General features: G+C 74.2%; 9 protein-coding genes. 4 read left to right on the top strand and 5 right to left on the bottom strand.

The features are described from left to right. Positions 1–127 precede the first annotated feature (127 nt). The 3 genes from ettA to ACSHXC_RS25245 are packed head-to-tail and all read left to right on the top strand — an operon-like array spanning position 128 to position 2,940. A complete protein-coding gene (ettA, locus tag ACSHXC_RS25235) occupies positions 128–1,792 on the top strand; it encodes an energy-dependent translational throttle protein EttA (protein WP_438293772.1) in 1,665 nt (554 codons plus the stop codon). 6 nt (positions 1,793–1,798) lie between these two features. Further along, entirely contained in the window at positions 1,799–2,251 is a 453-nt protein-coding gene (locus ACSHXC_RS25240; RefSeq protein ID WP_438293773.1) for an acyl-CoA thioesterase, read from the top strand. Beyond that, positions 2,248–2,940 (top strand): hypothetical protein, encoded by a 693-nt coding sequence (locus tag ACSHXC_RS25245; RefSeq protein ID WP_438293774.1) that lies wholly within the window; start codon positions 2,248–2,250, stop codon positions 2,938–2,940. The genes ACSHXC_RS25240 and ACSHXC_RS25245 overlap by 4 nt, the downstream gene beginning before the upstream one ends. A 54-nt stretch (positions 2,941–2,994) precedes the next feature. Here ACSHXC_RS25245 and ACSHXC_RS25250 read toward each other — a convergent pair whose 3' ends face one another. The 4 genes from ACSHXC_RS25250 to ACSHXC_RS25265 all read right to left on the bottom strand — a co-directional run bounded on the left by ACSHXC_RS25250 (position 2,995) and on the right by ACSHXC_RS25265 (position 10,471). Then, positions 2,995–3,933 (bottom strand): ABC transporter ATP-binding protein, encoded by a 939-nt coding sequence (locus tag ACSHXC_RS25250; protein WP_438293775.1) that lies wholly within the window; start codon positions 3,931–3,933, stop codon positions 2,995–2,997. Further along, positions 3,930–6,647, bottom strand: coding sequence for an FtsX-like permease family protein (locus tag ACSHXC_RS25255; protein WP_438293776.1), 2,718 nt, complete (start codon positions 6,645–6,647; stop codon positions 3,930–3,932). The genes ACSHXC_RS25250 and ACSHXC_RS25255 overlap by 4 nt, the downstream gene beginning before the upstream one ends. A gap of 1 nt (position 6,648) precedes the next feature. Then, on the bottom strand, positions 6,649–9,870 hold the full coding sequence (locus ACSHXC_RS25260; protein ID WP_438293777.1) for an FtsX-like permease family protein: 3,222 nt from the start codon (positions 9,868–9,870) through the stop codon (positions 6,649–6,651). Positions 9,871–10,066: 196 nt separating this feature from the next. Continuing rightward, entirely contained in the window at positions 10,067–10,471 is a 405-nt protein-coding gene (locus ACSHXC_RS25265; RefSeq protein ID WP_399486131.1) for a globin, read from the bottom strand. Positions 10,472–10,639: 168 nt separating this feature from the next. Here ACSHXC_RS25265 and ACSHXC_RS25270 point away from each other — a divergent pair, with 168 nt between their 5' ends. Continuing rightward, on the top strand, positions 10,640–11,614 hold the full coding sequence (locus ACSHXC_RS25270; protein ID WP_438293778.1) for a methyltransferase domain-containing protein: 975 nt from the start codon (positions 10,640–10,642) through the stop codon (positions 11,612–11,614). Here the strand turns inward: ACSHXC_RS25270 and ACSHXC_RS25275 are convergent. Beyond that, entirely contained in the window at positions 11,595–12,836 is a 1,242-nt protein-coding gene (locus ACSHXC_RS25275) for an FHA domain-containing protein (RefSeq protein WP_438293779.1), read from the bottom strand. The genes ACSHXC_RS25270 and ACSHXC_RS25275 overlap by 20 nt on opposite strands. Positions 12,837–12,914 lie beyond the last annotated feature (78 nt).

Below are 12,914 nucleotides of genomic sequence, written 5' to 3' on the forward strand. Positions count from 1 at the left end.
ACTACGGCGGGGTGACCTGAAGGTGGGCAGGTCAGGGGTGCCGCGCGATACGGGTTTCCCCCCAGGGGTAGCCGTCAGGCAAGATGGGGTGTATCTGCCCACCCATCGATCTGCCGGACGGTTTCTCTTGGCTGAGTTCATCTACACCATGCGCAAGACGCGCAAGGCGCACGGCGACAAGGTGATTCTCGATGACGTCACCCTGAACTTCCTGCCCGGCGCGAAGATCGGTGTGGTCGGCCCGAACGGTGCCGGTAAGTCCACCGTTCTCAAGATCATGGCGGGCCTTGAGCAGCCCTCCAACGGTGACGCCTTCCTGTCGCCCGGGTACAGCGTCGGCATCCTCATGCAGGAGCCCCAGCTCGACGAGTCCAAGACCGTACTGGAGAACGTCCAGGACGGCGCCGCCGAGATCATGGGCAAGCTGAAGCGCTTCAACGAGGTCGCCGAGCTCATGGCGACCGACTACTCGGACGCGCTGATGGAGGAGATGGGCAAGCTCCAGGAGGACCTGGACCACGCCAACGCCTGGGACCTGGACGCCCAGCTGGAGCAGGCCATGGACGCCCTGGGCTGCCCGCCCGGTGACTGGCCGGTCACCAACCTCTCCGGCGGCGAGAAGCGCCGCGTGGCGCTCTGCAAGCTGCTCATCGAGGCCCCGGACCTGCTCCTCCTCGACGAGCCCACCAACCACCTCGACGCCGAGTCGGTGAACTGGCTGGAGCAGCACCTCTCGAAGTACGCGGGCGCCGTCGTCGCGGTCACTCACGACCGGTACTTCCTGAACAACGTCGCCGAGTGGATCCTGGAGCTCGACCGCGGCCGCGCGCTGCCGTACGAGGGCAACTACTCCACGTACCTGGACAAGAAGGCCGCGCGCCTCAAGGTCGAGGGCCGCAAGGACGAGAAGCGCGCCAAGCGCCTCAAGGAAGAGCTGGAGTGGGTGCGGTCGAACGCCAAGGGGCGCCAGACCAAGTCCAAGGCCCGTCTCGCCCGTTACGAGGAGATGGCCGCCGAAGCCGACAAGATGCGGAAGCTGGACTTCGAGGAGATCCAGATCCCGCCGGGCCCGCGCCTCGGTTCCATCGTCGTCGAGGTCGAGAACCTCTCGAAGGCCTTCGGCGACAAGGTCCTCATCGACGACCTCAGCTTCACGCTGCCGCGCAACGGCATCGTCGGCGTCATCGGTCCGAACGGTGCGGGCAAGACCACGCTGTTCAAGATGATCCAGGGCCTGGAGACGCCGGACAACGGCTCCATCAAGGTCGGCGAGACCGTCAAGATCTCGTACGTCGACCAGAGCCGCGCCAACATCGACCCGAAGAAGACGCTGTGGGCCGTCGTCTCCGACGAGCTCGACTACATCAACGTCGGCCAGGTCGAGATGCCGTCCCGCGCGTACGTCAGCGCCTTCGGCTTCAAGGGCCCGGACCAGCAGAAGCCGGCCGGTGTCCTGTCCGGTGGTGAGCGCAACCGCCTCAACCTGGCGCTCACGCTCAAGGAGGGCGGCAACCTGCTGCTCCTCGACGAGCCCACCAACGACCTCGACGTCGAGACGCTGTCCTCCCTGGAGAACGCGCTCCTGGAGTTCCCCGGCGCCGCCGTCGTGATCTCCCACGACCGCTGGTTCCTGGACCGGGTGGCCACCCACATCCTCGCCTACGAGGGCGAGTCCAAGTGGTACTGGTTCGAGGGCAACTTCGAGTCGTACGAGAAGAACAAGATCGAGCGCCTCGGTGCGGACGCGGCCCGCCCGCACCGCGCCACGTACAAGAAGCTCACCCGGGGCTGAGTGTCAGTGACGCGTCATATCTACCGCTGCCCGCTGCGCTGGTCGGACATGGATGCCTTCGGGCACGTCAACAACGCGGTCTTCGTCCGATACCTGGAGGAAGCCCGCATCGACTTCATGTTCCGGCTGCAGCCGGGCGACGGGTCGCCGTCGTTCAAGGGCGGGTCTGTCGTGGCCCGGCACGAGATCGACTACAAGCGGCCCCTGGTCCACCGGCACGAGCCGGTGATCATCGAGTCGTGGGTGACGAAGATCGGCGCGGCGTCAATGACCATCTCGTACGAGATCAAGGAGCCCGGCGAGGGCGGCCTGGTGTACGTCGCCGCGGCCACCGTCGTCGTGCCCTACGACCTGGCGGCGGGCCGGCCTCGGCGGATCACCGCCGAGGAGAAGGCCTTCCTCAAGGAGTACCTGGACGACGGCTCGTGCGACGACGGGCGGGAGCGGGCCGCGGCATGAACGCCGTGCTGCGGTTCGACGATGCCAGGGAGGCGGCGGACCTCGCCGCCTTCCTCGGCCGGCTGATCCACTACGACCGGGCCGCCGCGGTCCGCCTCCAGGCGGGCGGCGGGGCCCTTGCCGTGTTCGGCCGGCCGCCCTCCTTCGAGGTGCTCGCGATCCGCACGGCCCGGCTCCAGGACGACTCCGTCGCCCTGGACGTGACCGTCTCCGCCGGTGAACTCCTCGAATCCCTCGACGAGTCGAGTGCCAGTACGAGCGTGCCCGAGGCCGTCACCGGGCCGCCGTGGGCCGGGGTGCTTCCGCCGCGCGGCGGCTGGCAGCCGGTGCCGGGGCTGCCCGAAGCCGAACAGATGCGGGGCGCGGTCGCGGCCGCCGTCGCCGAATTCCGTGCCCGGGACGAGGCGCTGCCCGAAGAGCGGCGCACCCGTGCCGAGCGCGATCTGATCGGGCGGGAGATCTGGTCCCGCACGCTCGGCTCCACCGAACTCCCGCTGCGTGCCGTGCACGCGGCCCAGTCGCTCGGCTTCCTGCGGCCGGTCCGTGCGCTCGCCTCGGCGGGCGCCCCCTCCGTGCCGGAACCGGTGGCGCTGTTCGCCTCCGGCCCGTGGCTGCGGCTTCGCGCGCCGTACGGGTCCGTGGCGCTGCGCAGGGCCGGCCTCGGCGGGCTGGGCGTCACACCCGCCTGACCCGCACCCCGAGCGCCGCGCCCGGCGGCCCAACTGCCGTGTCCCGTACGGCAGTTACTGCTCGTCCGGCCAGATCTGGATGTGGTCGGTCTCCAGCTCCAGGGCCACCCGGTGCTCCATGTTCAGGGCGCGGGTGTACTCCGCCGGGAGTTGCAGGCGCCCGGCCCGGTCGAGCATCGCGTACTCGCGGGCGACCAGGGACTCCTCGCCCGTGGTCTCGTCGACCTGGGTGCGGCGCAGGACCTCCGTCGAGGTGCGGCCGTCGCGGATGGCCACCGTGCGGCGGACCTCGCTCGCCACGGCCTGGTCGTGGGTGACGATCACGATGGTCGTGCCCAGCTCCTCGTTGGCCGTGCGGAACGCCGCGAAGATCTGCTCGCCGGTCGCCGAGTCCAGCTCGCCCGTCGGCTCGTCGGCGAGCAGGACGGACGGGCTGTTGGCCAGCGCCACCGCGATCGCGACGCGCTGCTGTTCGCCGCCCGACATCTGGTGGGGGCGCCGGTCGCGGCAGTGCGCGACGTCCAGCATCGTCAGGAGCGAGTCGGCCCGCTCGGCCTTGCCGCGCTTGGACAGGCCGCGCTTGAGCTGCATCGGCAGGGCCACGTTCTGGATCGCCGTCAGATACGGCAGCAGGTTGCGGGCGGTCTGCTGCCAGACGAAGCCCACCACGTCGCGGCGGTAGCCGAGCCGCGCCCCGGAGTCCATCGCGAGCAGGTCGCGGCCGGCCACCCTGGCGGCGCCCGCCGTCGGTACGTCCAGGCCCGCCAGGATGTTCATCAGCGTCGACTTGCCGCTGCCCGACGCGCCGACCAGCGCCATCAACTCACCGTCGGTGACCAGGAGATCGAGGCCCTGGAGGGCCTGCACCTCCACGCCGTCGGTCGTGAAGACCCGTACCAGGCGGTCGCAGGCGATCAGGGCGTCGTGGCCGTAGGCGGGCTGGTCGCGGTGGGCCGTGGCCCGGCGCTCCAGGTCTTCGAGCGATGTGGTCATCGAGCGTCTCCTGCCCTGAGTTCGGTGATGGATCCGCGGCGGCCGCTCCACCAGGCCTGCGCGGTCGCCACAAGCGCCGCGAGCAGCACCACGCACACGGCGGGCAGCAGCAGCGACAGCGGGTCCGCGCGCAGCTCGGAGCCGACCGGCGCCAGACTGCCGCTCTTGGCCAGCGCCAGGCCCGCCAGGTCGATGCCGGGCGCGAGCAGCGCGATCGACGCCCAGCCGGTGAGCGCGCCGCCCGCCGCCGCGAGGAACGCCGGCGGCAGCGCCTCCAGGACGAGCAGCGTGCGGCCCTGGCGGCGGGTGAGGCCCATGGTGCGAAGGCGGGCGAGCAGCGCGGAGCGTTCGGGGGCGCCGCGCAGGAGCGAGAGGAGCAGCGCGAGGACGGCCAGGCCCGCGCCCGCGGCGACGGCCGCCGCGTAGATGCGCCCGGCACCGGTCTGGAGCGGGGAGTCGGCGAACTCCTGCCGCGCCTCGGATTGGAGCCGCACGCTCACATGGCCGCTCACGGCGGCCTTGCGCAGCGCCTTCGCGTCGATGGAGGTGCCGCCGACGAGCAGCGCGGTCGGGTCCTTCGGGCCGAGGCCGGCGGTGTCCACCAGGATGAAGTCGCTGGACGGCACGGCCGCCGAGCCGTCCTGGGTGGCGACCACCCTGATCGTCACGTCGTAGCCCGCGACGCGCAGCTTCACCGGCTCCTTGCCGAGGCGCTGGGCGACCGAGGGCGAGGCGACCGCGGGCAGAACTACCTTGCCCTGGGGCCCTGTTGGCGCCTTGAGCCGGTCCGCCGGGACGCTGAGCGCGGTGCCCGCGGTCAGCTCGGCGTACGTCTTGGGGTCCACGCCCGCGAACGCGGTGGTGTCGTTGTCCGGCAGCCGCACCGCGTACTCGATGTGCACGGGTGAGACGCCCCGGACGCCCGGGACCTGCGCGACGCGGCCCGGCAGGTCCCCCGGCAGCGACAGGTCGCTGTCGATGCGGGCGTCGGTGCCGGTCGCGTACAGTGCGGCCCGGTCGCGGGCGTCGTCGGCGCCGGCCAGGACCGAACCGCCGAACGCGGCCGTCGTCAGCGCCGTGAGCAGGGCGAGCAGCGGAAGCACGCCGCCGCCCGGGGCGCGTCCGGCGCGGGCGAGCGACAGGAAGCCGACCGTGCTGCGCAGCCGGGCCGCCGGGCGGGCCGCCCAGCGCAGCGGCAGCGGGTAGAGGCGGATCAGGACGAACGCCGCGATCACCCCGACCAGCACCGGCGCCGCGCTGACCAGCGAGTCGGCGGAGCCCCCGCCGGTGCCGCGGCGGCGCAGCGCGAACACCGCGCCCGCCGCGAGCACGAGCAGCGTCAGCTCGGCCACCGTGCGCCGCGCCGAGGGCTTCTCCCGTACGAGATCGGCGCGTTCGGCGGCCGAGCGGACCGTGCGGTGCGTCAGGGCCGCGCGCACCGGCAGGGCGAGGCAGCCAAGGGCCGCGACCCCGCCCGCCGCGGCGAGCGCGGGGCCGAGGCGGCCGTGCGGCACGGCGAGCACCGCGAGGAGCAGGCCGAGGGCCGCGGCCGGGACCACCACGACCGCGCTCTCGGCGAGCAGCCGCCCGGCGATCTGGCGCAGCGAGCCGCCGCGGGCCCGCAGCAGGGCGAGCTCGGCGGCGCGGCGGGCGGCGGCGAGCCCGCCCGCCATCAGGAGCACCACGGCCGCCACGGTCGCGGTGCCGAAGCCCGCGACCGCGACCACCGGGGTGATCGAGTCGCGCACCGTCGCGTACGAGAGGAGCACCCGGTCGAGTTCGGTGTAGACGCTGGTCGAGATGGAGAAGGAGGTGCGGATCCGGGAGAGCGCGGGACCGTTCTGCAGGCCCGCGACCGACGCCTTCAGGCCGTCGAGCTGACGGGCATTCAAATGTGCGCTGTCAGGGGCGAGTTGGGCGTACGTCTCGGGCTTGCTGTCGGTCGCGAGCAGGGCCGGGGCGGCGCCCGGGGCGAGCAGCAGACCGCCGTGCCAGTACTTCGGCGGATCGGGCTGGCTGGAGGCGGGCAGCAGTTGCGGGGTGCGGAGCACCGGCAGGACCGACCAGTAGCCGGCCTCCGCAAGCAGCGGCTCCACGATGCCGGTCACCTTGAACGCGAGCCGCGGGCCGCCGACCGTGGCCACGTGCAGCACCGAACCCGCCTTGATGTTCAGGGTTTTGGCGGTGGCCGTGGTGACGGCGGCCTCGGCCTCCGCGGACTTCTGGTCGGCCGAACCGGCGGGCAGCCGGCCCGACACCACGCGGGCGTGGGCGGCCAGGTCGGACTGGGTGGCCACGGTGAGCCGCGGCGGCAGCCCGTACGGCCGGGCCAGGTACGGCTCGTCGGACTCCAGCTTCTGGGTGGTCCGCAGCCCGTACGCAGACTGGGAGAGGTCGGTCGTGAGCGGGGCGGGCACGTTCTGCACGACCGACTCGAAGCGCCGCTTCATCTCCTGGGGGGAGACCATCGCGGCCCGCTGCTCGTCGGGCAGGGCGAGGCCCGGTGACCCCGCCGCGAACTGGAGCGCGGTGCGGCCCGGCGCGGCCGTGGCGACGGCCCGGCGCAGCCCGTTGTCCTCGTATGTGTCGATCGCGCGCGGGTAGGCCGCGGCCGGCCACGCGGTCAGCAGGACCAGGAGGGCGAGCGCCGCCGCGGCGCCCGGCGCGGTCCGCAGCCGGGTGCGCACCCAGGGCGCGACTGCCTTGCCGGACATGTCAGTTGCCCCCTTGGTGCCGCAGTGTGACGGCCGGATCGGTGCGGCGCAGCGCGATCGCCGCGACGATGAGCAGCGGCACGGCGGCCACCCCGGCCAGCAGCAGCGCCACCCGGCCGGCCGGAAGCTCGACCAGGACCGCGGGCACCGGCTGGGTCGCCTGGTCGGTCAGCACGATCAGCGGCACCACCGCTCTGGTCAGTACTTCGCCGAGGCAGAGCCCCGCCAGCAGGGCGATCGTGATCAGCACGCCCTGTTCGGCGGCGATCAGCCGGGCGAGCTGGCGGCGCGGGGTGCCGAGCGCGCGCAGCACGCCGAACTCCTGGCCCCGCTCGCGCAGCGACCCGGCGGCGCTCACCGAGAAGCCGACCGCCGCCAGTGCCGCCGCCACGATCGACACGGCCGCGAGCGCGGACTGCGGGCCCGCGCCCAGCGGATCGTCGCCGAGCTCCTTGGCGATCTCCGCACGGGACACGATCTGTGCGGGGTCGGCGTCGGGGCGGGCCTTCAGCGCCGCCACGGCCGCGGCCGAGCGGTCCGGCGCGGCGGTCAGCCACCACTCGGTGGCGGTCAGGCCGTCGCCCTTGTCCTGGAGGACCCGGTTGACGGCCCGCAGGTCGACGAGCAGCCCCCCGCCGTCGGAGGCGACGGCGCCGGTGGGCGCGGCGGCCGGGCCGACCGCGCCGCTGCCGGTGGTCGGCAGCTGCCGCACGCGGGCGACGAGCTTCACCTTCACGCTCTGGCCCGCCAGCGGCACGTCGATGGTCTGCCCGACCTCGCTGCCGCTGGACTGGAGGAACCTGTCGTCGGCGACGGCGGTCGGTGCGGGCGGCGCGGTGCGCGGCGCGGTGAGCCGCACGGTGCGGGTCACCGACGAGGCGCCCGTCTCCCAGTTCGTGTCCTTGGCGCTGTCGGTGCCCGCCTTCCACCGGCCGGCCGACGGCACGGCGACGGCGGTCTCCTTGCCGCCCGGGCCGGTGGCGCGCAGCCCGTCCAGGGCGATCGCCCGCGGCTCGGCCGCGCCGTCGGGCAGCTCGCTCACCGCGTCGAGGCCGGTCAGGAGCAGGGGCTCGGCGGGGTGTCCCGTCGGGCGGCCCGCGGCGGCGGCCAGGTCGAGGCCGAGGGGGTGGGGGCGGCCGTCCGGGGCCAGCCTGCCGAGGGTGAAGCGGAACTGCTCCCCGAAGCGGTCCTCCAGCGTGGCCGTCACCGTGCCGGGCGGCCCGCCCGGGGCCCCGCCGGTCAGCCGCAGGTCGAGGCCGATCCGCTCGGTGTCCTTCGGGAGCGTGACACCGGCCGGGGCGTCCTGCTGCGGCGTGAGGGCTGCGAGCAGGTCCTTGGCGGACCGGCCCGCGAGGTCCTCGCGCAGCAGGAAGCCGTCCGCGTGGCGGGTGTCGAGGGCGAGCACCGTGCCGGAGCGGCCGCCGCTCAGCGGCATCGAGCCGCGCGAGGCGGGGGCGACCGCGTCGACCCCGGGGACCGCGTCGTACGAGCCGGCCTGGCCGAAGGGGCTGAGGGTGGAGCCGAGCACCCGGATGTCGGTGCCCGCGCGGAAGTCGGCCTGGTCGCTCTGCGAACGGTTCCAGGTGGCTGCCTGGCCGAGGGTGAGCAGCCCCATCGCGATCGCGAGGATGAGCAGCAGCACCGGGCCAGCGCCGCGCAGCGGGCGGCGGCTGAACTGCCAGCCCGCCAGCGCCGTCGGCAGCCCGCGCCCGCCCGCCGCCCGCCGCTCGGCGAGCCTGGCCGCGGGCGGCAGCAGCCGCAGGACCAGGACGGTCCCGGCGAGCAGGGCCAGCGCGGGGGCCGCCACGAGGAGCGGGTCGACGCCGAGCCCGCCCGAGGCGTCGGTGTCGATCGCGCCGGAGCCGGAGGTCTGCCGGTCCAGCTGCCAGTAGGCGACCCCGGCGATCACCAGGAGCCCGATGTCGGCGCCCGCCCGGACCGGCGCGGGCAGCGCGCCGTCCCGGCCGCCCCGGCCGAGGCGGCCCGCCGACAGCGCGGGGGCCACCACGGCGGCCGCGCAGCCGAGCGCGACCAGGACGGCGACCAGCCACACCGTGGAGGTGGCCGAGGTGTCCAGGTGGAGCCCCGCCCGCGCGAGCGCGCCCCGCCCGGCGAGCAGCCGGGTCAGCGGGCCCGCGAGCAGCGGGGCGACCAGCGCGGCTGGCACCGCGAGCAGCAGCGCCTCGGCGGCCGCGAGCCAGGTGATCTGGCCCCGCGATCCGCCCCGGGCCCGCAGGAGTTCGGTCTCGCCGGACCGCTCGCTGCTCAGCAGCCGGGCCACGAGCAGCAGCGCGTACCCGGCGAGCAGCACCAGCTGGACCGCCACGATCAGCAGCGTCGAGCGGGACACGAGGAGGGAGCGCTCGGCCCGGTCGAGGATCTCCGGCAGCGATGTCACCGCGGTCGCGTTGCCCCCGAACACGGGCTGCTTCACGAGGGACTTGGGCCCGTCGGTGGCGGCCGCGCGCAGCCGGTCGATGCGGTCGACGCCGGTCCTGGAGAAGTCGGCGGAGGCCAGCCAGGCGCTCTGGCCCGCGCTGACCCGGCCGCCCGCCAGTACCGAGTCGTCGGCGAGCAGCGGCCCGTAGGTGGTGAAGTCGAGCTTGCGCATGCCGCGGCCGCCGAGGTCGTCGAGGCGCCAGTACGCGTCCGAGACGTCAACCGCCCGGTAGACACCGGTGATCCGGGCGGTGACGGGCGGGCCGTCGAGCCGGTCGGTGAGGGCGAGCGTGGCACCCGGGCGCAGATCGAGGCGTCCGGCCGCGGACTCGGGCAGCGCGACCTGGATCTCGGGCGAGCCGCCGGCGGCCGGCCAGCTGCCCGCGGTGAGGCGGACGCGCGAGCGGTCGATCGCGGCGAACAGGGTGAGGTCGGGGTCGCCGCCGCGGGCGTCCGGCGGCTGCAGGGAGCGCGGCAGGGCGTACGGTCCGGATTCGGTCAACTCCCTTGTGGTGACCGGGAGTTGGTCGAAAATGGCGCGGGCTCCGGTGCGTACCGCGTCCGCCGCCGCCTTGCGCCGGTCCGGCTTGACCTCGGACTTGACGGCGAGGGCCGCGGGCGCGGCGGACCGGGTGGCCAGTGTGTGGCGCAGCGCCGCGTCCCCGACGGACCCGGAGAACGTCGCCAGGGCGGCGAGCACCGAGGTGGTGAGCAGCACCGCGAGCAGCGCCGCGACCAGCAGCAGCCGGTGCGCACGCACCCGCAGAAAGACGAACCCCGGCACGCGTCCCCCTCGGCGGCTTTCAGGCCAACCCCCCGAAATGTGCCCAGATGCTTTCAGAGGGCATGGGGCCGTGGAAACCGCTTGCCGTATGAACTTGCCCGATCGTGATCGGAATGCGACCACGGAAGACCGAATTCCGGTCGCGGGGGCAGTATTTGGGGGTGCTTTCGGGCAGCCCCGGGGGCTGTGGGGCGGCTCAGCCCTCGGAGTTGACCATCGAAGCGGCCGCGTACGTCAGGTAGTTCCAGAGCGTCTGCTCGTGCTCGGGGGACAGTTTCAGGCCGTCCACGGCGGTACGCATGTGGCGCAGCCAGGCGTCGTGCGCGGCCCGGTCGACCGTGAACGGCGCGTGCCGCATCCGCAGGCGCGGGTGCCCCCGGCCGTCGCTGTAGGTGCGCGGGCCGCCCCAGTACTGCATCAGGAACAGGGCGAGGCGCTCCTCGGCCGGGCCCAGGTCCTCCTCCGGGTACATGGGACGGAGCAGCGGGTCCTCGCGGACGCCCTCGTAGAAGAGGTGCACGAGGCGCCGGAACGTCTGCTCGCCGCCGACCTGCTCGTAGAAGGTCTGCTCCGGCAGCGTGCCGCGCGGAATCTCGGTCACGTAGAACACCCTCGCAATGTCATGTGGGCCTGCCCCGGAACGCGGCCCGGGGTCCAGGGGCCGTCCCCCGGGAAATGCAGCACGCTTCCATGGTCTCAGACCCGGTGGCCGAGGACCTGGGGCGTAGGACCGCTCGCCTCCTGAGCCCCGGCGCAGCACAGTGGACGTATGAGCGCGGACCTGGCACTGAGGCGGGCCCTGGTGCGCGAGATCGCGGCCGGCGGGGAGCTCGCCGACCCGGCCTGGCGGGCCGCCTTCGAGGACGTGCCGCGCCACCTCTTCGTGCCGTACTACTACGAGGGCGCGCCCGGCGGCCATGTCCGGCTGTGGGGCGAGGACCCCGACCCCGAGCGGCGCGAACGCTGGCTGACCGGGGCGTACGCGGACGCCCCGCTGGCCACCCGGATGCGCGACGGCGACCTCGTCTCCTCCTCCAGCCAGCCCTCGCTGATGGCCCGCATGCTGGAGGCGCTGGAGATCCGGGACGGGGACGAGGTCCTGGAGGTCGGCGCCGGGACCGGGTACAACGCGGCGCTGCTGTGCCACCGGCTCGGCGAGGAGAACGTGACCACCGTCGACCTCGACCCCGAGATCACCGAGTCGGCGCGGGCGCATCTGGCCGCGGCCGGGTACCACCCCGCAGTGATCACTGGGGACGGGGCGCGCGGCGCTCCCTCGCGGGCGCCGTTCGACAAGATCATCGCGACCTGCACGGTGGGCTCGGTGCCGTACGACTGGCCCGCCCAGTGCCGCACGGGCGCGCTGATCCTGGCCCCGCTGGCCACCGGCCTGATCCGGCTGCGGGTGACGGGCCCGGGCCACGCCGAGGGGCGCTTCCTGCACACCCCGGCCTATTTCGTGCCGCTGCGCGGTACGGGCTCCCAGAACAGGCCCGTCCCGTACGCGGGCGGGCTGCCGCGCGCGAGCGTGGCGAACGAGCTGTTCCGCTTCCTGCTCGAACTGACGGCGGGCAGCCTCGACCCGTACGAGGCGCACGCGCTGTGGCAGCGTGAGCAGCGGCCCCGCCGCGAGCGGTTCGGGGTGACCGTGGACGACGGCACCCAGTGGGCGTGGCTGGACGATCCGCAGGGGCCGTACGCCTGGCCCCTGCGGGAGTGGCCGGTCAGCCCCGGCGCACGGTGATCGTCGTCCAGGCGCCCACGTGCACCCGGTCGCCGTCCTGCAGCGGCACCGGGACGTAGGGCTGGATCGGCTCGCTGGAGCCGTTGACCGTGGTGCCGTTCGTCGAGTTCTGGTCGACGACCGCCCAGGTGCCGTCCGGCTGCTGCACGAGCACCGCGTGCTGGTGCGAGACGCCCGGGTCCTCCGGCGGCACCGACAGGTCGATGTCGGGCGCCTCACCGGTGGAGTGGCGGCGGCGGCCGATGGTCACCTGGTTGCCGGACAGCGGGCGCTGCTGCTCGGGCGAGAACGCGGGCAGGTTGAGCCCGGCCGCTTCCGGGCCGCTGCGCTGCATCATCGCCAGGAAGTAGTCCCGGTCCGGGCCGATCGTGATCGCCCAGCCGGCCGGCGCGGGCGGCGGCACGGCCTGAGGCCAGTCGTCACCTTGCTCCGGGTTGGACTGCGGCCAGTCGTCGCCGCCTCGCTCGGGAGTCTGCTGCGGCCAGTCGTCGCCCCGGTCCGGCCCGGTGGGCTGCGGCCAGTCGTCGCCGCGGTCGGGCGCGGGCTGGCGGCCGGTGCCCTGGACGGGCTGGGACGGCGGCGGCAGCATCCAGTCGTCGTCGGCCTCCGGCTGCTGGGCCGGCGGCGCGGCCGGGGGCGCCTGCTGGAAGGCGGGCGGAGGCGGGGGCGGCCCGCCCTGGCCGGGGCTGAAGGGCCCCGGGGGCGGGGGCGGCGGCTGCTGGAACGCGTTCGGCGGCAGCTGCTGCGCGGAGCGCTGCGAGGGATCGGCGGCCAGCGGCTCGGCGGGCCGGTTCACCTGCGAGGGCCGGGAGCTCTGGTACTCGTACGGGTCGCGCGGCGCGGGCGGCGGCGGGCCCTGCTGGAAGGCGGGCGGCAGATTCAGCCCGGAGCCGGGACCCTGCGCCGCAGCGGGACCGGGGCCGTTCGCCGGGGCGGGACCCTGGTTCGGCATCGGGTGCTGCGGGGCCAGCGGCGTGTACGAGGTCGCCGTGTTCGTGAGGAAGTTCCAGCGGCACTCCTCGCAGAAGGGCGCCCCGGCCTCGCGCGGGGTGCGGCACTGCGGGCAGAGCTCGGCCTGGGCGGTGGCGTTCGGATCCCCGGGGCCCGGGTAGCCGTACGCGGGCGGAGGCGGGGGAGGCGGCGGCACGGCACCCATGCGATGGCCGCAGATCTCGCACCAGTCGTCGGAACCCGACTGGTGTCCGTTCGGGCAGGTCGGCATGGAGTCGCTTCCCCCTCTCGTCGTCCGGCCCGGTGGGCCGCGGTATTTCGGCGGTTCTGTGTACGTGACGTACTTGGG

Origin of the sequence: Streptomyces sp. HUAS TT7, assembly GCF_051550175.1 — a bacterium.
In the GTDB taxonomy this organism is placed as follows: Bacteria; Actinomycetota; Actinomycetes; order Streptomycetales; family Streptomycetaceae; genus Streptomyces.